Origin of the sequence: Methylicorpusculum oleiharenae, assembly GCF_009828925.2 — a bacterium.
In the GTDB taxonomy this organism is placed as follows: domain Bacteria; phylum Pseudomonadota; class Gammaproteobacteria; order Methylococcales; family Methylomonadaceae; genus Methylicorpusculum; species Methylicorpusculum oleiharenae.
Genome location: NZ_WUTY02000001.1, coordinates 3,455,136 through 3,477,678 on the forward strand (window position 1 = coordinate 3,455,136; position 22,543 = coordinate 3,477,678).

The 22,543-nt window shown below is 42.9% G+C and carries 17 protein-coding genes; 6 read left to right on the forward strand and 11 right to left on the reverse strand.

All coding sequences use genetic code 11. The features are described 5' to 3' along the window. Window positions 1-218 precede the first annotated feature (218 nt). Window positions 219-1,160: a glycosyltransferase family 2 protein gene (locus GO003_RS15660; protein WP_159652992.1), complete on the forward strand. Its 942-nt coding sequence runs from the start codon at window positions 219-221 to the stop codon at window positions 1,158-1,160. A gap of 42 nt (window positions 1,161-1,202) precedes the next feature. Here GO003_RS15660 and GO003_RS15665 read toward each other — a convergent pair whose 3' ends face one another. The 4 genes from GO003_RS15665 to GO003_RS15680 form a co-directional block, all read right to left on the reverse strand. Continuing rightward, window positions 1,203-1,817 carry a hypothetical protein gene (locus tag GO003_RS15665; RefSeq protein ID WP_159652990.1) on the reverse strand — a complete coding sequence of 205 codons (615 nt, stop codon included), beginning with the start codon at window positions 1,815-1,817 and terminating at the stop codon, window positions 1,203-1,205. After that, window positions 1,814-2,692, reverse strand: coding sequence for an exosortase/archaeosortase family protein (locus GO003_RS15670; protein WP_159652988.1), 879 nt, complete (start codon window positions 2,690-2,692; stop codon window positions 1,814-1,816). The genes GO003_RS15665 and GO003_RS15670 overlap by 4 nt, the downstream gene beginning before the upstream one ends. 736 nt (window positions 2,693-3,428) lie before the next feature. After that, window positions 3,429-5,144 (reverse strand): proline--tRNA ligase, encoded by a 1,716-nt coding sequence (locus GO003_RS15675; protein ID WP_159652986.1) that lies wholly within the window; start codon window positions 5,142-5,144, stop codon window positions 3,429-3,431. A gap of 95 nt (window positions 5,145-5,239) precedes the next feature. After that, window positions 5,240-7,423, reverse strand: coding sequence for an ATP-binding protein (locus tag GO003_RS15680; RefSeq protein ID WP_159652984.1), 2,184 nt, complete (start codon window positions 7,421-7,423; stop codon window positions 5,240-5,242). A gap of 326 nt (window positions 7,424-7,749) precedes the next feature. Here GO003_RS15680 and GO003_RS15685 point away from each other — a divergent pair, with 326 nt between their 5' ends. Both GO003_RS15685 and GO003_RS15690 read left to right on the forward strand, forming a co-directional pair. Beyond that, the gene (locus GO003_RS15685; protein WP_159652982.1) at window positions 7,750-9,033 is read left to right on the forward strand and encodes a YhjD/YihY/BrkB family envelope integrity protein; all 1,284 of its coding nucleotides are present in this window, start codon (window positions 7,750-7,752) and stop codon (window positions 9,031-9,033) included. Window positions 9,034-9,176: 143 nt separating this feature from the next. Then, window positions 9,177-9,443: a PilZ domain-containing protein gene (locus GO003_RS15690; RefSeq protein ID WP_159652980.1), complete on the forward strand. Its 267-nt coding sequence runs from the start codon at window positions 9,177-9,179 to the stop codon at window positions 9,441-9,443. 7 nt (window positions 9,444-9,450) lie between these two features. On the opposite strand, the gene GO003_RS15695 is transcribed toward GO003_RS15690, so the two are convergent. The 5 genes from GO003_RS15695 to GO003_RS15715 form a co-directional block, all read right to left on the reverse strand. Beyond that, a complete protein-coding gene (locus GO003_RS15695; RefSeq protein ID WP_159652978.1) occupies window positions 9,451-10,719 on the reverse strand; it encodes a dicarboxylate/amino acid:cation symporter in 1,269 nt (422 codons plus the stop codon). 411 nt (window positions 10,720-11,130) lie between these two features. Further along, window positions 11,131-11,811, reverse strand: a complete 681-nt coding sequence (locus GO003_RS15700; RefSeq protein WP_159652976.1) for a (5-formylfuran-3-yl)methyl phosphate synthase — start codon at window positions 11,809-11,811, stop codon at window positions 11,131-11,133. After that, window positions 11,808-12,371 carry a DUF447 domain-containing protein gene (locus tag GO003_RS15705; RefSeq protein ID WP_159652974.1) on the reverse strand — a complete coding sequence of 188 codons (564 nt, stop codon included), beginning with the start codon at window positions 12,369-12,371 and terminating at the stop codon, window positions 11,808-11,810. Before GO003_RS15705 ends, GO003_RS15700 begins: the two co-directional genes overlap by 4 nt. A 99-nt stretch (window positions 12,372-12,470) precedes the next feature. Beyond that, on the reverse strand, window positions 12,471-13,856 hold the full coding sequence (locus GO003_RS15710) for a DUF6513 domain-containing protein (RefSeq protein ID WP_159652972.1): 1,386 nt from the start codon (window positions 13,854-13,856) through the stop codon (window positions 12,471-12,473). Beyond that, a complete protein-coding gene (locus GO003_RS15715) occupies window positions 13,853-14,389 on the reverse strand; it encodes a flavoprotein (RefSeq protein WP_159653038.1) in 537 nt (178 codons plus the stop codon). The genes GO003_RS15710 and GO003_RS15715 overlap by 4 nt, the downstream gene beginning before the upstream one ends. A 100-nt stretch (window positions 14,390-14,489) precedes the next feature. On the opposite strand from GO003_RS15715, the gene folP reads away from it, so the two are divergent. Beyond that, a complete protein-coding gene (gene folP / locus GO003_RS15720; RefSeq protein ID WP_159653036.1) occupies window positions 14,490-15,293 on the forward strand; it encodes a dihydropteroate synthase in 804 nt (267 codons plus the stop codon). On the opposite strand, the gene prsR is transcribed toward folP, so the two are convergent. Together prsR and prsK are read right to left on the reverse strand one after the other, a co-directional pair. Continuing rightward, window positions 15,284-16,633, reverse strand: a complete 1,350-nt coding sequence (gene prsR / locus GO003_RS15725; RefSeq protein WP_159652970.1) for a PEP-CTERM-box response regulator transcription factor — start codon at window positions 16,631-16,633, stop codon at window positions 15,284-15,286. The two genes, folP and prsR, sit on opposite strands and share 10 nt — an antisense overlap. 36 nt (window positions 16,634-16,669) lie before the next feature. Further along, on the reverse strand, window positions 16,670-18,757 hold the full coding sequence (prsK, locus tag GO003_RS15730) for an XrtA/PEP-CTERM system histidine kinase PrsK (RefSeq protein WP_159652968.1): 2,088 nt from the start codon (window positions 18,755-18,757) through the stop codon (window positions 16,670-16,672). A 447-nt stretch (window positions 18,758-19,204) separates the two neighbouring features. Between prsK and GO003_RS15735 the strand changes: the two genes are divergently transcribed. Together GO003_RS15735 and GO003_RS15740 are read left to right on the forward strand one after the other, a co-directional pair. Further along, the gene (locus GO003_RS15735; RefSeq protein WP_159652966.1) at window positions 19,205-21,616 is read left to right on the forward strand and encodes a tetratricopeptide repeat protein; all 2,412 of its coding nucleotides are present in this window, start codon (window positions 19,205-19,207) and stop codon (window positions 21,614-21,616) included. Between the two features lie 77 nt (window positions 21,617-21,693). Further along, on the forward strand, window positions 21,694-22,434 hold the full coding sequence (locus GO003_RS15740; RefSeq protein WP_159652964.1) for a polysaccharide export protein: 741 nt from the start codon (window positions 21,694-21,696) through the stop codon (window positions 22,432-22,434). The last annotated feature ends 109 nt before the right edge of the window (window positions 22,435-22,543 follow it).

Sequence of the window (22,543 nt, forward strand, 5' to 3'; positions counted from 1 at the left end):
ACGCGCTCTTCAGACAATCGTTGCTCAACTTGCATCGGCTCTTTTTCAAATTCCCGCTATGTAAATTCTGTTGATCCCGAGTAACGTATAATATCAAAAATTGTCAGCGCCCCAGAACTGAAGACAATTTAAAAATAATTAGATACTTAAGTAATATGGATATAGTTTAGACAAAGCTTAAAATTAAGTAAAAAAATTAACTCAATTAGGAGTGTCATGTGTTGCATTTATTGAATGAACCTACTTTTTCTGTGATTATTGCGTCTTTTAATAGTGCAAAAACTCTTCCTAGAGCTATTGATTCAATTCAAAAACAGACTTATGTTCGATTTGAAATAATTGTAATCGACGACGGATCAAAGGATGACACTGCTAAGGTAGTGGCCCAATATGGTGATAATGTACACTATTTTTTTCAAGATAACGCTGGGGTGTCTGCTGCTCGAAATCATGGCGTGATGAAATCAAGCGGGAATTGGATTACATTTCTTGATGCCGATGATTGGTACTACCCTGATCGCCTGCAATGGCATGCCGAGATAATTTCTGCGAACTCTGATGTTGACTTTCTGATTGGCGACTATCATTTAGGAACAGAAGAGGGCAAGGTAATAAATCGATCTATGAATGACACTTCATTTGGACAACAATTACTTGATGCTGTTGACAATAATGGGACTATTTTCCTGGATAAAGCAGGTTTAGGATCATTAATTCCCTCTTATTTTGGACACACAACAACTTTTACTCTTCCGCGAAAAACCTTTATGGATTTAGGCGGATATTCAGAGTCATTTAGCATAGGCGAAGATTTACATTTGTTAATTCGTTTATGTGCTAGAAGCAATAGGGTTGGTGTAGTATGCAAACCCATGGCGTTTTATTGTATTCATGATAATGGATTAATGCGATCTATCGGCGTTCAATCACAATCTAAAGCCGTTGATACATTATTATCTCTAAAGCAAGAAATGTATAAAGCTGCATCGCCAATTAAGGAAGGTTTTTTGAAAGTTTTATTGAATCATCGATATGACTGGTCTGTATCTTTACTTAAAAACGGCAATTACTTTGGGGCTTTGAAGGTTTTTTTACCTTCACTATTTGAGTATCCGTCATTTAAAAGCTTTAAAATGCTGCTCTCTCTAATGAAAGGATAGATTTTTATATAAATTAAGCTAACTATTTCCTTGGCGGTATCCTCAGATTTGTTCAAAATTTTGTATGGCTTTCAACAAAAGCTGAGCGGTATTTGTCTCCCTAAAGTTTAATGTGCTTTTGCTGTGATTATCTGAAATATAAAACAAAATCAGCGGCTTTTTTGGGCTGATCAGCAGCTTTAAAGTATCCTGTATCTGATGTTGAATTGGGTTTTCTATAAATTGTCCGTCATACCAAAGCACATAAGCCGCCAAGCCTGGCTTATTATTATTGCGCAACACATTGACAGGTATTTTTGGGTTCTCTTGAAGCCATTGAATACCCTCGCTCACCATATTATTTCCGTAAGACAGCGCCAGTTCCGGATGATGATACAGGCGTTTGTGATCGAACGATTTTCCGACAAATAAGCGAACTACATGGCCGTCCTCATCCGTGTACATGCGTTCCATCCAGTCATGACAATTAAAGGTTTCCTTTCCCCAGATTGCAAGCCGGCTTGATGGCTTTGAAACGAAGTTATCTAAAGTAATGGGTATGCTCTCTACAGGTGCATCGTCTTTTGCTTGAAGTCCCAGGTAATTGTGAATCACGGTGGGGATCAAGGCTACCAGCAACAACGCAATGACGGGTATTGAATATCGGGCAGCTATCATTGATGCGACTCGTTCGCCAGGTTTTCGGGTTCTTTGGGATTTTGGCCCAGCATGAAAATGACCGGCAATGCGATCATGAACGTCATCAATCCTGAAATTTCGTGGGCAGCTGTGGCCAGTACATCCAGGCCTATCCAATTAACCAGTAGAGTCAGTATTAATACTCTTGCAATATTCACGGCGATAGCCAGCGGAGCGGCAATTATCAATAAAAGGATTCTGCGTTTGGTGCTGTTGCAAAAATAGGCGGTAAGAATCGCTATTGTAACCGCCGCGTACAGGGTAGAAAAACCACTGCAGGCATCGGCGACTTGTAAAGTCCCGTTTTCTACCTGAAGTATGGTGCCGGTCGAATAAACCGGAACCCCCAGAGTTTTAAGCAACCAAGCGACTGATTTGGTGGCGATGATACGCAGTCCCATATGAAGTGACTCTGTAAAAACAAGCGGGATGGGCAGCGTCATCATCAGGATGATCAGGGGGAAAAGAATCGCTTTGCTGCGCTCTATTCCCAGAAATAACAAGGCCAATCCGGGCAGTGACATGAATAACCCAAATGCCGAGAGCAATTGTGAATTGAGTCCAGTATCCAGCATGTGAATGATTAAGGCCGGAATCAGTATGGCAAACCCCCAGGCACTGGTATGTTGGGGTAAGTCCTTGCGTTTTATGAGTTCCTCTCTGACGAGATAAATCACCAGCAGCGTTACGAGTATGCCGTGCCCATTTTGCCAGACGCTCATTGTCCAGCGACCCCATAGCCAGGACAGGGTCGGTGCAAACACTAAAATAAAGAGAATCGCTACAAATCCTAATAACCACCGGTCACTACTTGAGTATTGAGATTTAAGAGAAATTTGTGTATCAGTGATCATAAACGACCTGTTTGTGTTAGCTATCAATTATTCTATTGGTTAAATACGAAAAGAATATTACCTGTCATGTAATTATTCAGCGTAGGTTGAATGCTTTTCGCAACCCAACAATTAGCGCTATGGCCTTGAAATGTCCTGATTATAAAGCTGTTTCAGCTAACTATTCGGACGCGTCATTCCGGCAGGGATTGCCGGAGCCGTCAGACCGCGTTAGCGAATCCAGGTCACATGGATAGCTCGGAGCTTACCATCCATGGCACTGGATGCCCGTTTCCCGACGGGCATGACGGGCGCTTATGGATTTAGCTGAAACAGCTTGCTAATCAGGTGAAATGTTGGGTTGGCTGTCGCCAACCGCAACCTACACGTTGCATCACCTTTGTTTTGTTGCTCCGTCAGAACAATTACCCGTATCTTCATTGATTGATGGTCCTAAATTTAGCACAGACTGTGTTTAATCGCTGGATAGTGAAAAAATATCGGGAAAAACATTACCTCTAAACGTCGTCATCGACACCCCCTCATTTATAAAAGACGACTGCATGAATGCAGAAGGTGGGGGCCAGAAGCCATGGATGGTGTCGGACTTTCACATCCTTGTGACCTGGATCCCGGCAATCCCTGCCGGGATGACGGCGTTAAAGTTCTTTCAACTACTAACGCTAAAATAGCTTTTTTTAAGGGGGATTTTTGGCGAAATCCTTTTTGTTGTTCGCCGACCCAATGCTCTTCCAAGTTAATCGGCCAGTTTCTTTTTAAGCCAGTCGACCAGACCTTCCATCGGTACCTCGATACTGGCCTGATCGGTCCGGCCCTGATATTCGACATGTCCTGAATCCAGGCCGCGATCGCCGATGACTATGCGATGCGGTATCCCTATCAGTTCCATATCCGAAAACATAAAGCCGGCCCTCACTTTACGGTCGTCAAACAGCACTTCGATACCCGCAGCCAGCAAATCTTGATACAACGCTTCTGTTTTTTCGCGTAAACGTTCTGATTTATGCATGTTCATCGGGCACAACGCTACTTGAAACGGGGCTAAATTCATCGGCCAAATGATGCCTTTGTCATCGTGGTTTTGCTCAATAGCAGCCGCTACAATACGGGAAATGCCAATGCCGTAGCAGCCCATGATCATGGTTTGATTTTTCCCGGCTTCGTTTATGATGGATGCTTTCATCGCCTCACTGTATTTGGTGCCTAATTGAAAAATATGGCCAACTTCAATGCCGCGCGCAATGGTTATTGACCCATGACCATCCGGACTCGGGTCACCTTCACAAATCATTCTCAAATCAGCGATTGTCTCAGGAAGCGGAAGGTCTCTTTCCCAATTTACGCCCTGATAATGTTTGTCATCCTGATTGGCACCACAGATAAAATCAGACATCGCTATCACGCTGCGATCCGCGATTATCTTCATGTTCAGATTGATAGGACCGATTGACCCCGGATTGCAACCACAGGACTTGATTATCTGTTCGTCTGTCGCCATTTCCATTGGGCTTAATACGCCCGTAATTTTTTGTGCTTTAACGGTATTCAGTTCGTGATCGCCCCTGATCAGCAAAGCGAACAAAGCGCCTTCTTCCTCACCTTTTATAATAAGTGTTTTAAGACATTGTGAAGCAGGCACATTGAAAAACCGACTGACTTCTTCAATGGTTTTTTGCTGCGGTGTATCGGTCAATGCCATGGCTTGAGAGGGCGGGTTTCTGGGTTCAGCAGGGGCAAGCGCCTCTGCTTTTTCAACGTTTGCGGCGTACTGACTTTCAGTTGAAAAGGCGATGGCGTCTTCGCCTGAGTCGGCTAATACGTGAAACTCATGGGATACCGCACCGCCAATGGATCCGGAATCGGCAATTACAGCTCTAAAGCCTAAGCCCAAACGTTTAAACAGGTTGGTGTAGGCCTGATACATTTGATCATAAGTTTCCTGCAACGAGGCTTCATCCAAATGAAACGAATAGGCATCTTTCATGATGAATTCGCGTGAACGCATCACTCCGAATCTCGGCCTGATTTCATCTCTGAACTTGGTTTGAATCTGGTAATAAGTAATGGGTAATTGCTTGTAACTTTTTATTTCATTGCGGGCCAGATCGGTAATGATTTCTTCATGCGTCGGTCCCAGGCAGAAATCGCGTTTGTGACGGTCTTTAAGTCTGGCCAATTCGGGACCGTATTTTTCCCAGCGTCCGGTTTCCTGCCATAATTCGGCTGGTTGAAGGGCGGGCATCAAAACTTCAAGCGCTCCGGCTTTTTCCATTTCCTCGCGGGTATATTGCTCGACTTTGCGCATAACGCGCAGTCCCAACGGTAACCAGGAGTATAAGCCTGCTGCTAATTTGCGGATCAGACCCGCTCTGATCATCAGCTTATGGCTGACTATTTCTGCATCGGCAGGTGTTTCTTTTACAGTATTCAGTGGAAATTGTGATGTACGCATCTCGTTGAGGGATTTTTAATAAAAAAACACATTTTATAGAGTTATAACCCGATAAGTCATCCTGCTTTTACTGATAAACCAATTCGAGCTTAGTTTCAAGCTGTCGTTTGATTCTCAATAGGAAGAGTTACCGTAAAAATACTGCCGGTTCCCAACTCACTTTGAACAGAGATGCGTCCATTCATGATTTTCAGCAGTTCTTTGGTAATAGTCAGTCCTATCCCTATGCCTTCTTGAATTGCGTCATGATTATTCAATTGGATAAATGGTTCAAAAATTCTATCCATATCTTCCTGCGCAATGCCATAGCCGGTATCGGCTACGGTCAGATAAAGTTCGTTTTCCGAGGCATCCACAATAAATTGGATCTGACCATTTTCGGTGTATTTGAAGGCATTATTGAGCAAATTACATAAGATTTGACGGATACGTTTTTCATCACCTTGGAGTTTGGCGGGTGCATTATTAATTGTTGTGATTAATTCCAGATGTTGTTTTTCTGCAATCAGTTGATAAATCGCATTGATATCATTGACAAAAGCCGTAAAGTCAAAAAGTCCGTTAACAACCTTGGTGTTGTTGGTTTCGATTGCCGTAAAATCAAGTATATCGTTGATTAAACCGAGCAAATCCTGACTGCATTGCCTGATGATATTGATGTGTTGTTTTTCGTTATCACTCAAATCCGTATTGTTTTGAAGCAATTGTGTGAATCCCATGATGCCGTTTAAAGGTGTCCTCAATTCATGGCTGATTTTTGCGAGAAAATGATTTTTTGCAGTATTCGCATTTTCGGCTGTATTTTTGGCTTTCAATAAATCGCGGGTTCTTTCATTCACAATGCTCTCTGTGATGGCATGACGCCCGGTTAGCGCCAGCAATCCAACGCCCATAACACTTATAAAAAATAAACCGCACGTAAGATACCACCACAACGACCAATGGTATTGAGCGTGAATATGGCTTTTGTCATGAAAAAAATTGACCAGCCAGTTTTGATCAGCCAATTTAAATTCATGCTGAATCTGTCGGTCAATTGACTGGTTTTTTGCAAGCGCATGAACATTGATGACCCCAATTTTTTTATCAAGTACATCTATGCTGATATGTATCCCTTCCGTCATTAATCCGGTAAAAGCAGAATCCAGCAACTCAGGCAGCATAACCATCGAAAGGGCTACACCGATCAGAGCCTTTTTATTAGTGTTTGAATTGTTATAGACAGGGGTCAGAATAACCACTTGTTCATCGATAAATTTAATTAACGCTGCCGGATTTTTTGCTGATTCAAATGGGCTGAAAAACTTAAAGTATGAGTTCGGGTCATTGAGTACGGTGGAAAAAAAATCACGGCTATTTTCTGGTTCAACTAATTGGGGAATCAGACTTTTAATTTCTGATCCTTGCGAAGCTATTGAAAATAATGCCAAGGATTTAAGTTCATGATACTGTTGAAAAAAAGAGTGCGTAAAAAATGAGAAACCGGCTTGATCAAATGGTGAAGTGCTTACTGCAAATAAGTTGCGCATTCCGTAAACAATTTGCAAATGATTGTTAAGGCGTTCATTAATCAATTTGACTAACGAAAGGGTTTGACTCTCAAATTCTTTTGCATGTCTTCGGTTTTCATCCTCCTGTATAAAAAGAAAACTGCCTGAAACAATGAGAAAACTAAGCAATAAAGGCGTGCCAACAGTATTTAACCGGGATCGCCAAATTGAGTGAGATTTGGCAAATAAAATAAGGGCAAGCGGAGTAAAAACCAATACGCCTATGGTGTCGCCGACCCACCAGCTAAACCAGTTAAACGGAATATCTGCAGGAAAGATAACCTTCATGCTGACCATTAGCGAAATACCTAGGGTTGCCGGAATCAGGCAACTGACAGGTCCACCCAACGTAAAAAATAAAACAATCTTTTGGGTTTCGAGTAATGGATTCGGTAAACCAATAAGGTGCTTGATTAACCTGTAGCCTGTGTAAGCGCAGGCAGTTGCGCCTATTCCTGTGCCTGTATAAATCAGACAAGCATGAGGGCTGAAACCAAACGCCCAGGCACTGATAGAAAAATTGCCCAGAAAAATACCGGGCAGCACCCGAGGTCCTTTTAGAACTATCGCCGCCAAAGCGATACCGGCCGGGGGCCAAACGGCGCCTGCATTGCTGGGGGGGACTGCCAATTCAAGGCCTATTAAACCCAGAATGAAATAAGCGCACATTACGAAGATGATTAAAACACAGGTATGGAAGATATCCACCGGATTAAATCGTAACGTCATAATGAATTGAGTGAGGTATGAAAAACCCTGATTGTGCTTGACCTGAGTGACTTAATGTCAAGCCGATACTGCGTTGATATTCAATTTTAATATTCTACACTCAAAACTTAGCAATCTATTGAATACATGTTAACGTCATAGATCCAGATGGCCGTTCAGGTTATCGGTTAACATTCACTTTTATGTTTATGAACTGAGCCTTCATTTTGGGAATACCCGATTTGCTCTCTTTTTCAGGAAGATATCTTAACTCTATTCTTAACGCTTCAAATACCAAAAAAATGAATCAAAAAACTCATTATTTTGGACTCTTTGCGGAGTCCACTTTGATCAACTGGCATCAAAAGGGCTTTGTTAATTGGCTGCTTTCATTAAAATTCCTGCTTTTTCGATCCGTCAAAGGATTTGTTGCCGATTTTTGTCCTTTACATGCCTCAGCGCTCACGTTGTACAGTCTATTATCGATTGTACCTGTGTTTGCTTTATTGTTCGGAGTAGCCAAAGGTTTCGGCTATGAAATTCATCTAAAACAGCGATTGCTAGAACAGGTGCCTAATCAGGAAACGATGCTGTTGCAAGTTTTGGGGTTCGCAGAAAATATATTGGCAGAAACCAAAGGGGGGCTCATTGCCGGAATAGGTATTGTTGTTCTTGTATGGTCCGGCGTAAAAGTGATGAGTAATATTGAGGATGCTTTTAATGCCATTTGGAAACTTAAACAATCCAGGCCGCTGCAAAAAAAGTTGACTGACTATATTTCGTTCATGTTTTTAGCTCCGGTATTAGCTCTTTCGGCCAGCAGTATGACTATTTTTTTAAAAACACATATTTTAGACTGGCTTGCCACTTATTACCTGCCTGAGTTGGGCGTGGCTCTGATTACCTGGATTTTCGGTCTGTCGCCCTTGGTCATCATGTTTATTTTGTTTACTAGCCTTTACCTGTTTATACCGAACCAAAAAATTGCTTTAAAGTCCGCTATGTTGGGCGGTATTCTTGCCAGTTTGCTTTACCAGATTTTGCAATGGAGTTATTTGTCATTACAAATCGGCGTGTCAGGCTACAATGCAATTTATGGCAGTTTTGCCGCTTTACCCTTGTTTCTCATTTGGTTACAAGCGGGCTGGATGATTGTGCTGTTTGGCTGCGAAGTCGTTTTTTTTCATCAAAATCCAGACGATGAACACTTAACAACCGGTTCATTGAGTGTCAATCTGGAAAAAGCAATTGCCTTACAACTAACCCGGCTCATTTTGCTAGCCTTTATTGAACGAGACCCGCCTTATTCGATTGATCAACTTGCTGAAGCATTAAAAATACCTCCCGGTACCATTAAAGAGTTGCTGACCAAACTGATCCATGCGCGATTGATTGTTGAGCTAAAGACCGAGGTGGGACGCGCCGCTGTTTTTCAACCCGCCATGGAAAGCACCCAGCTTACGGTTGCACATGTTCTGGAGGCTATTGATAGCCAGGGAGTCAATGAACTGCCGGAAATGAGGCATGTCAAGGGCGCAATGCAGTTTATCAGGCAAGTTCAACAACAATTCAGTCAAAATACCCAACATCTGCTGGTTAGAGATTGGCAAAATCATGATCAAGAAAAGTAAACTTCATTACATCCTGACTGTTTACCAACTATTATTGAGTCAGTTTCAGTGTTAACTATTTTTTCGTAATTCTATTCACCTCCCCCCTTTTTCAAAGAGGGGACTGAATAGTTATATTTTTCTTTATAGGCATGTAAGGCTTTATGACAAATGATACCAATAGAAGGAGGCATGCCAGGTTAGTCCATCGGGCATTGGTCAAGGTGACTTATTCCTCCGGCAATTCTGCACAACTTAAAATGAATGATTTTTCAGAGAGTGGTTTGTTTATTTTTTGTCCAACCGAATTGCCTCAGCTGGGTGAATTAATGAGTGTGCAAACACTGGAACTGGATGACGCGCCAGTATTGAAAACCAAAGTAGTCAGGTTAATACCGGGCAAAGGCTTTGCTCTGGAATTTATCCTTTAAAAGAAGATCATTCGGAATTTAATTCACTGTTTTGATAAACCTTTTTATCCAGGGTTTTCTCACTACCTGAAACGATACAGGTTACTACTGCATCTCCGTTGACATTGACAACAGTTCTTATCATATCCAGCAAGCGGTCTATGCCTATTATCAAGCCGATTCCTTCTACAGGCAGGCCGACCTGATTTAATACCATGGCGAGCATGATCAAGCCGACACCGGGAACTCCGGCTGTGCCAATTGAGGCCAGTAAGGACATGCCGATTACGGTTAAATACTGTTCTAAAGTCAGCGAAATATGATAAACATTGGCAATGAAAACAGTGGCGACACCCTGCATGATTGCAGTTCCATCCATGTTAAACGTAGCCCCTAATGGAATGGTAAACGATGCCGTGCCGGTATGAACTCCCAGTTTTTTTTCCACGGTTTGCAAGGTAACCGGCAGGGTGGCGTTGGAACTGGCTGTGCTGAATGCAAAAAGATAAACAGGACGCATTTTCTTCAAAAAAATCCAGGGGCTCAGTCGCGTGTTGACATACAGCAGCAGATTCAGCGTGACGATGGAATGCAGGAGCAAACAAGCAATCACGGTGAGCGCATAGCCGAGCATGGGCATGATGAGGGTTAAACCCTGTTCGGAAAATGTTTTTGCCATCAGGCAAAAAACACCCAACGGAGCGAAGCGCATGACTAGCGTAACCAGTGACATCATTACCTCGTTGACCATTGACACATAACCGGCCAATTTTTTACCGGTATCTCCGGTTTTTAACATGGCAATGCCGAAGAACAGAGAAAAACAGATGATTTGCAGCATTTCCCCCTCAGCAAATGCTTTAACCGGATTGCCGGGTACCAGATTAATCAATACTTCATTCAGAGAAGGGGCGGGCGGCGGAGTAAAAGCCGTGTGATTGATGACGGTCTCAAAGTTTTGCCCGGGTGAAACTATCGCTGCAATCGCCAAAGCCATCGAAACGGCCAAAGCGGTAGTCAGCAAATACCAAAAAATGGTTTTACAACCTATTCTTCCAACGGCACCGGCATCCCCGATGGCATTAACGCCCTCAATCAGCGAAAAAGTGACCAGAGGCACCACCAGCATTTTTAAAGCATTGATGAATAGTGCCCCCGATACATAAAAAAAGCCGTTAACCACATAGGTAGCCACAAAAGAGTGATCGATTGCAAAGTTATTGATCAGTGATCCGATAAGAAGGCCCAACCCCATACCGATCAGGATTTGTGTGGTAAGCGGAAGCGGTCGTTTCATGGTTTAGCCTTAAGAGTGAACGAACTGCCATTATGCATGGGCTGCAGGAATTATCGATAGAGTTTGCGTAAACGGTGCCAAACCCATTTCATAAAGCACTGTTCGCCTCAGGCAGAAGTGTCATCCCGGCAGAGATTGCCGGGATGACGGCAACTATTAATTCAAACACAGTTCCCAAACAAGCCTGGACAATCCTATAAAAACTGGGAAACTTCAGTTTAGTTATGCTTGTCTTGCCGAGTAATAATAGGACCTGATTAGCAAGATGTTTTCAGCTCAATCCATAAGCCCGTCATGCCCGTCTGGAAACGGGCATCCAGTGCCAAGTATGGTAAGCTTCGAGCTATCCCTGTGACCTGGATTCGCTTGCGCGGTCTGACGGCTCCGGCAATCCCTGCCGGAATGACGCGCTCATAGCTTTTTAATAAGTGAACAAATTGCTTTAATCGCCGATTCGTCCAGTTCTCCGGTTCTTTTTTGCTGGGAACATAGCGCGCCGCGAAAGCCCAAATAATCGGGTTTTAATGACTTTAATGCAGGAATATCGGCAACTCGCAGTGAGCCCGCCAACCCGCATATAAGATGGTTAGCGGCGGCTTGTTCGACAAAGTTTTGAATGCTTTTTTGCGGCATCATATCGGTTAGTGAACCTTTCTGTTTATCCATCGTATCCAGCATCACACCGCGAAATCGAGCGGACTTTATTTTGCTTAAGATGCCGAGTTCAGGTTGCGTATCCGCAAATAAAACAGCAATCATGTTGATCCCGGCATTGCCTAGGTCAGCCAGCGCATCAAGAGTTGCGTTCCAGTCGCCACCTGGAAAAAAACCGATTTTAACAAAGTCGACGCCCGTTTCAGCTTTGGCAAGAACGGCGGAAAAAATAGTCTGTGGGTGCATGGGCAAATCGCCGATGGTCGCACTGATCTGGCGTTGACCATTGATGGCTTTGACTATCGTTTTTATGCTTTCTATCTCAAGGTCACCGAGTGCACCTTGGGCCGGGTCTTTGAGGTCAATAATATCAACTTCGTACTGAAGCGCCTGTAATGCCTCTTGCAGATGGGTGACACTGGCTAGCATTCCGGTCATGGTTTACTCTCTTGCTGGTATTGAGCGATGGCCTCCATCAGCCATTGCCACGCTTCTAATTCAACCGGCCCTGCCGTTTTTTCAAGACCTATGCGTAAATAATCGAGTTCGCTTTCAATTTTTTGATGAGTCAATCTATCAAGCCGGCTGACCAGTATTGCTGCTTCAAGAACGGCGTATTGTGCTCGGTTGAATCCCGTAAACGGTCTGTGATTGACAGTATGTAAGGCCTGACAGAATAATTTCGGACGAACGGGGTCATCTTCCACGCGCAGTAACTTAACTTCAGAGTGGGCGAGGGTGTTTTCGAGGACGTGACCTGTGACTTTTTCCGCCATTTTTAAGGGCCAATTGCGGCGTCCGGTTAAACAGCCTGCAAATATGCGCACATCATCGCTGAAATTGATGATGGCCGTTTGCGTTGACAGCAAATTCGTCAAAGTTGTAGAAGGTCGAAAAGGCAAAATAATGAACAGATCATCCTGTTTATGGATACCCATAGGAGCGATATGGACTTCGCCTGAGCAATTTTGAGTCGTGACGATGGTTTCAAAAATCATAATTCGAAGTAAGTACTATCGTTAGCCATCAAAACGTTAAGCGTTGTGATGTTTTGGAGAAAATAATCAAGGAGAGCTTAACCTGCCACGTTTTTAGCTTTATTTTTGTAATGTGGAACCTGCCGGTTTGAATTGATGTAAGTCAACGGTGTTTTCTTTTAGATCGACAGCACACCCCCATTGTAACGGTTCATCTTGAGTAAAGCGCTTGCCGAGTTGCCAGGCTATTTGCGCACGGGCTAATTCCACGCCCAGGTAAAAGGCATGACCGCCATCGCTTGCTACATCAAGCTTGGGGTATAAATCAAACGGGTCTTGCGCGGTATGGATGCCATCACGGTTAAAAATATGGATACCGTCCGAACTGGTTTGAATTCTGAAGCTGGGGTCCCTTATTTGCTCGGCTAATTCTTTGATTTCTACCGCCGAATAGGGAAAAGGGGCGGTTTCATGCAGTGCCATTAAGCCGTTATCAATATGTTTTGGCAGCCTGTCCTGTTGTTTGGCGGCATACATGATGCGTCTAGCGAGATCCGCTTCTTTAATCGCTCTGCAGGCATGCCTGCTGACTTCGGTTGTTAAAATATGGTTAATATCGAGTTCTGAACAAATACCGAGTAACAGTGCATTCATGCCTGGGGTATCGGCATGCGTCAGTTCGGTAATATTGCCAACGCCCAACATCATTTCGATACCGGGATAACGCTTTCTGACTGCATGATAGCGAACGAGCGAAGCGGTAAATCCAAAATGGATAGGGTCCAGAATCGGATCGGCTATGAAAGGCTGGTTGTTTGCTTGCAGCGTTTCAATCGACCGGTATAAAGAATCGAGATCTTCATGTGTCTCGGGGATAATGACAGGTACGGCCTCGACTTCGCCGGCAATCCAAAGACTGCTTTCGTGCAGACTGAGCAAATAATCGGCACCGGCTTTACCCCCTCTCAGCAGATCTTCGGATGTTAAAGAATCGACGCTGACCAGAAATCCGGCATGTTTTAGCGCCTGAATGGTCTCCTCCATATGCGGAAATGGAGTGCCCGGCAAGCACCCGATATCGATGACATCGGCACCGTTGTCACGGTAATAAGACGCTCGCTGCAAAATGGTTTCTATGCTGACGAAGGGCGCATCGACAATTTCGGCAAACACTTTGACCGTGTAATGGCTGATATCGATTTTATGTGCTGCCTTGCCAAAATATTGGGGCAGATCCTTTAACTCATCAGGACCGCGTTCAACCGGCAGGCTTAAGTCAGTGGACAGTTTGTCTATATCTCCCCGGCAACGTCCGGGAACGATTATGCGATCCGCATTAAACGTATCGGTCAACCGCCTGGTAATCATATCCGTGGTCATAAGCGCCGCGACTTTGATACCCAGTTGATGCACCGTATAGGTGAACTCCGGTTGCATTTGTTCCAGAATGCGGTGTAATTGCTTTTCTGCCAGTTTTCCGGTTAAAAAGAGAATATGCTCGCTCATGCCAGCGTCTTTAATCGTGCTTGCACGGCTTCAATCAGTTCATCCACGCTTTCAACCACCTGTGTGTAGGGAAATGTTCGAATTTTATCCGTTGCTTCAAGGTCTATCGGCCGGGGATAAACCATTACTTTGCCCCCGGGTGCTGTGGTTTCCATTTCAGGCGCAATATCGCAAGGATAAACAATACTGGGAACTCTGCATTTTCCGGCTTGCGAGTAGAGGTTGGTAACCAACGAATCAGCGATGCCCAATACACATTTGGCAACGGTATTGGAGGTCGTCGGCGCCATTACAAAAGTGTGATAATAACCCTTGTAGAATAGTCCTACAGGGGGTGAAGAGGCGGTTTTATCGCGATAGACCGGCATTTTTTCGCGAACAGTGTCCAGCTTGATGCCGTACATTTTCAACACTTCTTCTCCAGCTAAACTGAGGTACAGATCCACGCAGTCCAGGGTCAAAATAAATTCCAGGCATTCTTCTATATAGTGGCCTGAACCGGTAACAGCCCAAGCTAAACGCGGATGATCCATTGCATAAGTTAAGCGATTAAAAGACACGCATTATACCTTAATCATGACCCTGATTAATAAATGAGGCATTAAAGTGAATATTGTTGAGAATACCAAGCCCATGATTATGGGTATTTTGAATGTCACTCCTGACAGTTTTTCTGACGGCGGACGGTTCAATGGGGTTGCCGAAGCCCTGGAGCAATGCCGCAAGATGATAGAGCAGGGGGCTGACATTATCGATATTGGGGGTGAATCGACGCGCCCTGGGGCAGACCCGGTATCTGAGGAAGAGCAAATTCGGCGCGTCGTTCCGATTATTGATGCGATAAGACTGCAGTTGAACGAAACCATTCCGATAAGTATCGATACAACACTACATCGCGTTGCGGCTGCGGCGCTGGATGCCGGAGCGACACTGATTAATGATATTTCTGCCGGTTTTGATGATGAATTGATATTCGATGTTGCCGTACAAAAACAAGTCCCCCTCATTTTGATGCACCGGCAGGGCACACCTAAAACGATGCAGGAAAGTCCATTGTATTTAAGTGTTGTCAGGGAAGTACTGGACGGATTGATGCAACGGGTCGAAGTGGCGATCAGCAGGGGTGTCGATAAGCGTCAACTGGTTATTGATCCTGGCATAGGCTTCGGTAAGCGTAAACAGGATAATATTGATTTGTTGGCACACCTGGACCAATTTGTAGCGACCGGTTATCCCGTTTTATTGGGCACAAGCCGCAAACGTTTCATGGGGTCAATTTGCGATGTGAACAATCCTGAGGAATTGGTAACAGCCACAGCAGTGACGACTGCATTGGGTGTTATGAATGGAGTTAAATATTTTCGCGTGCATGATGTTAAAGAGAACAAACAAGCATTAGACGTGGCATGGGCAATTTATGGAAGCCGTCAGATTTGAATGCCGTATTTTTCAAATAAACTGTACAGCGTAGGCCGGGTTACTCCGAGGAGTTGGGCCGTTTTGGATATGTTATTGTCGCAATGAGTTAGTGCCCGTTTAATCGCAGCCGTCTCGGACTCTTCTCTCACTTCTCTGAGATTGAAGGGCGATGACGGTTTGTCGTTGATCGTTATTTCAAGGTCTTCCAGGCTAACCAAAGGCTCGTTAGACATAATAACCGCTCGTTTGATTTTGTTTTCTAACTGGCGAATATTACCTGGCCAGTCAAAGGTTTCGATTGCAAGAGCCGCTTCTTTGCTGAAACCCCGGATTGTTTTTTTATGTAGCTCACTGAATTTTCGGAGCAAGGCTGTTGCTATGACGATAGCATCACCTTCGCGTTCTCTGAGCGGAGGAATATTGATCACCATTTCACTGACGCGGTAAAAAAGGTCTTCTCTGAAGGATCCCCTGGTAATCAGTTCCTGAATATTTTGATGCGTTGCGCAAATAATTCTGACATCGACCGGGATTTCTCCCCTGCCGCCCAAGCGTTCGATTTTTCGCTCTTGTATAAAGCGTAATAGTTTGGATTGCAGTGAAAACGGCAAATCGCCGATTTCATCAAGAAAGAAGGTTCCTCCGTCTGCGTATTCAATTTTGCCTTTGGTTTGTTTGGTCGCACCGGTGAAGGCCCCTTTTTCATAACCAAAAAGTTCGCTTTCAAGAAGACTTTCCGGTATTGCCGCACAATTGACCGCAACAAAAGGCTTGGATGAACGATCGCTGAGATCATGGATGGCTTTTGCAAGCAATTCTTTGCCTGTTCCTGTTTCGCCCAGTAATAAGGTTGTAATTTGTGTAGGTGCAATTTTCTCCACCGTGCGGGATAGCGTTTGCATCTTTTTACAGGATGCAATGATACCGTTCAAAGGCTCTTTGTTTTTTTGCTGAAGCCGGACATTTTCCTTTTCTAATTCGTCCAGATGAAAGGCTCTCTGGATAATGGTTTTCAAAACATCCAGATCAATCGGTTTTTGATAAAAATCATACGCACCCAATGACACCGCTTCCAGTGCATTTGACCGATCATCATTACCGGTGACTACTATCACTTTGGTTAAAGGTGCCAGTTCAAGAATTTCTCTTAACGTCTGCAATCCCTCGCTGGCATTGGTAGGATCGGGTGGCAGCCCTAAATCGAGCGTAACAACGCTGGGCATGAATCGCCTCAATGCGATAATGGCATCCTGGCGATGACCGGCAATGACTGTTTGATAATCTTCAAAGCTCCATTTAAGTTGTTTTTGCAATCCAGGGTCGTCTTCAATTATCAATAATATTTTTCTATCTTCCATTAATTTGGTCCTTAACTGCTGTGGTACTCAAGTTTGTTACTGTTCTACAGGTTTGTAGATGGGGAGTTTTATCGTAAATACTGAACCCAGGCCCGGATTGCTCTCAACATCAATTGTTCCTGATAGTTTGGTCACGTAGTCTTTCGCTTCGTAGACACCAATGCCCATTCCGGCGTTGCCCTTGGTGGTATCGAAAGGTTTAAACAAACGAGTGGCGATAAATTGTTTATCCATACCAATTCCGCTATCGATTATTTTGATGGTCACGTCTGCGTTGTCGTTGAATAATTCTAGCCTAACAACGCCATTTTGGGGTGTCGCTTCCTGAGCGTTTTGCACCAAATGGCCTAATACTGCAGTCATTTTAGCTTGTTCGCCTATGACTCTCACTGATGTATCGCTCATTTGATTAATGATTTGAAGGCCAGGATTGTTGCAGGATTGTTGAATAGCGACATCTTGTACTATCTCAATCAAATCAATCAAAGTTCTGGTTTCCGAATGAATATTGCCTTTTCTGAGTTGATCGATGACGTGTTGCATTTTATCGGCAACATTTTTTAATGTATCGATGGAATCATCAATGAATTCAGGATTCCTTTTGTGCCTTTCGGCATTCTTAACAATTAAAGCAATCTGGGCAACTTGGTTTTTCAGATCATGAACAATGAAGGCAGACAATCGGTTATAGGCTTCAAACTGCTTGGATCTTGCCAATTCGTCAATTGTTCGATTGAGTGCCAAAGCATTCGATAATTGCATGCCTACCGTTTTTAGTAAATCATGATCTTCCCAATTGAGAATGCGCGGTGCTCTTGCTTGTGTCAGGACGACAAAGGCTTCAACCGAGTTTAATCGCAGTAGCGGAACCAGAAGCCAGATAGCATAATCTTTATTATCCCAGGCGGATAAGTCGATATCTTCATAGACATCGGGAGCAAAAGCATATTCAGCAAAATCTATCACCCATTGTTTGGATTGTATGAATTGTATAAAGGGTGTGTCTTTTTTAAATAAAACTTCAGGTTCGAACCCCATGTTGTAGTGCTCGGCAAAATAAAAATCGCCCTGTTCATTCTTAATCCAAAGGCCACCCCCTGAACTTTCAACCAGATTGGCCATGGTTTTTAAAATGAGTCCATATAATTCGGTAATGGAATCCATTTGTGCGATAGTTTTACTTAATTTGATCCATTCTTCCCGGTAGTCGTAACTGTATTGAAAAAAATGTTTGTTTAAATACACTTTAACCAGGGCTCGAGTTCTTCCCGAGACAAACAGGATGATGAGCAACAGGATTGACAGGAAAATAAAGGCTATCTGAGCCAGTTGACCCCAATTTCCGCCATAATCGCGAATGTAATAACCGACAACTGACATTAAAATTAAATAGATGCCGGTAGCAAACAAGACGGTTGTATGAAATACCAGTTTTCTGGAGACGGTTAACGTAGTGGTATGTTCTTGAAGACGGACGACAGAGATAGCCAGTAATGGCGCTACAATCGCATTGATAATGCCCCTTGAATCCCTGAGCGCTGAATCAATATTCGAAAACAACAACGATTTACTGTATAGAAAAAAATCAATAACGAATAAAGAGCCTAATGCCAGGCAAAGAAATTTAATTGCCCATCGCTGTTCATACAGGGCATTTCGATAAACCTGTTCAATCAGAATCAATCCGGCAATTGCGAAACCAACATGAGCAAACAGACGGAAATCAGTACCCAAATAAAAATTGACCAACATCAGCCATGGACTATGGCTCTCTATTAAAAAGGTCAGGGTTACAATGAGGATAAGTGATTGAGCCAGTTTTGACTCTTTTAAAAATGAGAGGTGTTCATGGTTTTGCTGTTGATATATTATAAAGCTCAATAAAATCAGCCAACCTGCACTGCGCAACGTTTCAAACGGCAATGTCTCCGGCGTATAGATAGTGTCGATTTTGAGCGCTAATGTGGTATAGCCGGCCCAAATAAAAGACAGACCCGTAGCGATCATAATCGGCAAGGCCAGGTTGCTTTTTTTCAAGCTGAAGATGCTTAACGGAAGCAGCATCAGATAAGCAATAGAGGCCGCCAGGTAGCTTAGAAAGCTATAATCTTCAAACGCATTCATAATTCGTCGTGTTTTGTTGAGTCTGGATGAAGTAAAGCAGTTTTCAATGTCTTAATTGCGAGAATGACTTCAACAGTTAAGCAAGATTTCTTATCTAGAGAATTGTTTAATTACTATTTATTACTACAATTCATAAATTTCCCGAGCTCAATTGTTTGAATCCAAGAAAGTTAAGTTTTAATGCGTTTTAGATTAAGTTTTGATTGCCTGATTATAAACGAATTGAAAAAAAGCGATTTTAACTGCGAAATCAAGTCAAATTGAACTATGATTAATTCGCCTGTTAAAGTCTTGAACCAAAATTCACTAACTATATTCACTGTAAGCTTATGAAGTTAGTCTTAATTCGGCTTTACCCAACTTGTTAATTACTCTTTGTTTTTTATATTACCGACACGCCATCAATTTAAGTCAATTTTTGAAAAGTTGCCTCAAGGTCCAGAGAAAATGTTAAAAAAAAATGCATTAAACGTATTATTTCTCACAAGCATTATGTCTCTTTTTGCTTGCAGTACTCCTGAGGAAGAAGCGAAAGACAGGCAAACTAAAGGAATACAGCTATTCGACAAGGGAGATTATGATAAAGCGGAATTAGAACTGAAAAGCGCTATTCAACAAGACAAAGAAGGTGCCGACTCTTATTATTATTTGGCACTGTTAAATGAAAAAAGGCGAAATTTCAAAGCAATGAAGGAAAACTTGATCCAGGCGATTAAGTTAAATCCCCAAAATATCGAAGCTAAAATCAAGCTGGGCAAGGTCCATCTACTCTTTGACGAGTCTGCTGAAACAATGAAGATTGTTGATGAAATTCTTGGCAATACTCCTGATAACGAAGACGCATTATCGCTAAAAGCCGCTGCACTGGTCAGGGAGAATAAGCTGGTGGATGCTATGGCAGTTTTGGATAACGTTTTAACCAAAAACCCAAAGCATAACGAAGCGTTGTCACTGAAAGCTGTTTTACTGATGGAAAATGAAAGCTTCGATGAAGCATTGGCTTTGCTTGAGCCTGCAATATCAGAAGATAAAAACAACTTATCGCTGCATCTTTTAAAGATTAAATTAGACTCAAGAAAAAATGATATTGATGCGGTCATTGCCGATTATCTGGAATTGATTAATGTCTTCCCTGAGAAAGATGATCTTAAATATGCGCTCGCCAAAATTTATGTTTTGGCCAAAAAAAATGACCTGGCGGAAAAATTACTCACCGATCTGGTTGAATCGAAGCCCGGTCAAATAAAGCCCAAGCTGGTTGCATTAGGCTTTTACAATGCGTTGGATAAAGCAAAGACAGATGAAAAATTGCAATCCTACATAGCGCAGGCTAAAGGTAAGCCGGATATGCTTATGGCTCTGGCGCGCTGGACTTTAGCCGCAAACCGCATTGAGGATGCAAAATCTCAATTGAAGGCTATAGTCAGTTCCGATGATATTAATGACGAATTAAAATCGACAGCAAGTTTGATGCTGGCACAGATTGATTTTCAACAGCGGGATTATGCTAACTCGCTTGATCGTGTTGAAACTATCCTAAAAGACAAACCTAATTTTGTAGAAGCAAAAATTCTGAAAGCTAAATTGCTGCTTGAAAGTGAAAAATTAGACGAGGCTTCCACTTTGCTAAATACAGTTCTGTGGGATATGCCTAACTCCGATGAAACTATCGTTTTGTTGGGTCAAATTGCGCTGCTTCAGGGAGATCGGGCCAAAGGAGAGAAATATTTTAAGGATGCATTGGATATAAATCCCACCAATCTTCAGGCACTGTTCCCCATTGTGGATAAGGCGCTTCGTGAAAAACACAATAATTTTGCAAAGGATGTTTTGAATAAAGCCTTGGCTAGACTGCCTGGCGAGCTTGTTTTGATCAACAAGTTGATTCAAATCCATATGATTGAAAAAGATTGGATAGCCGCTGAAAATCTTTTGCAGCAGCTTCAAAAACAACCCAAAGCAAGCCAGTTAGCTAAATTCCTTCAGGCAAAAATATATCAGGAAAAAGGCGAGTGTAGTCAGGCAGTACCCCTATTCAAAGATATATTGGAAAAATCACCCGTACAAACCGATACATTGACTGAATTTGCCCGTTGTTACGAATTACTCAAACAAAGACCCAAGATGGTGTCTTTTTTGACCGAAATACTGGGTAAATACCCTGACAATTTACCGGCAATAATACTTAAAAGTAAATTGTTATCACTGGATAAGAATTTTGATGGCGCTATTTCTTTACTAAAAGCTTCGTTAGAAAACAGTCCAAACTCGGTTAGCTTAATCGCTGAATTAGGCAGGATTTACAATCTCAAAGGCATGGCAAATGAAGCCATAGAACTCTATAAAAAAGGAGTATCCGATAATCCTGATAACCTTCAACTCCCCATGTTGTTAGCCTCCAATTATGTGAATCAAAAAAAATATGATGAAGCTGCTAAAATCTACGAGTACGTTCTGGAAAAAAATCCAAGATTAGATGTTGCGAGAAATAACCTAGCCTCCATGTTGCTGGATTATCAATCGGGTCCTGATTCTATTGATAAAGCTTTAAAATTACTGGATCGTTTTAAATACTCGGATCAACCCTATTTTATGGATACTTATGCATGGGCTGAGTTTAAAGCCGGGCGATTGAATCAAGCATTAACAATACTTGAGAAAGTGATCGTGGCATCACCCAGCATCCCAATATTCAGGTATCATTTGGCTGAAGTTTATAATGCACTCGGAAATAAAACAGGGGCAATTTCTGAATTACGGCAAGCGTTGGCGATAGCTCAAGCAAATGATTTTGAACAATATGATTCAGCCCAAGCATTATTGAATAAACTTCAAAACGAAGTTAAAGCTAAACAATAGTATTATTTTGACTGCAAGCCATCTGTCCAATTAAGGATGAAAAAAGATTTAATCTATCAACCTGGATTTGTAAACATATGAAAAAAAGTAAGATTGCAATCGTTGTTTTTTTATTGAGCCTGTCAGGTTGTACTTATCCACCGTTAATGGATGAAGCTGAATTACCCGATGACTATACTTACCAAATAGGTCCCGGAGATAGCATTGAAATTTTTGTGTGGGGTTACCCTGAAATTTCAACAACGGCTACGGTAAGACCCGACGGAAAAATTACTACACCCCTCATTGACGATGTCGAAGCTTTTGGAAGAACACCCTCACAATTAGCCAGAGAAATGGAGGTGATCCTGGGAGAATATGTCCGTGATCCCCAGGTTGCAATCATTGTCGGTGGTTTTCAGGGGGTTTATGATCAACAGGTTAGAGTATTACAAACTGGAGCAAGCTTTGGCGGAGGAACAGGTGGCGGCTTTGGTGGCGGTGGCTTTGGCGGCAGTATGGGCGGTGGCGGCGGCATGGGCGGTGGTGGTGGCGGCATGGGCGGCGGCGGTAACACGGGCGGCGGAGGCGGCGGAGGTAATAGTTCCCCCCAGGCTTTTCCTTATAAAAAAGGCATGACACTACTCGATCTGATGATCGAAATCGGCGGTTTAGGCATGTTTTCAGATGGTAACAAAGCCAGTATTATCCGCACAGTAGATGGCGAACAGAAACATTTCAGCGTCAGGATAGATGATTTAATGAGCAGAGGTGATTTGTCCGCGAATGTGAAAATTATGCCTGGCGATATTTTAATTATTCCAGAGTCATTTTTCTGATTATCCTAAGTTTATAGATTGAATATTATACAAATGACTTTAGGGATAATCCTTGTTTTGGGCAAACCAAACTATCGAGTTTTCTGATGGTAAGCTTGGTTGCAGAATT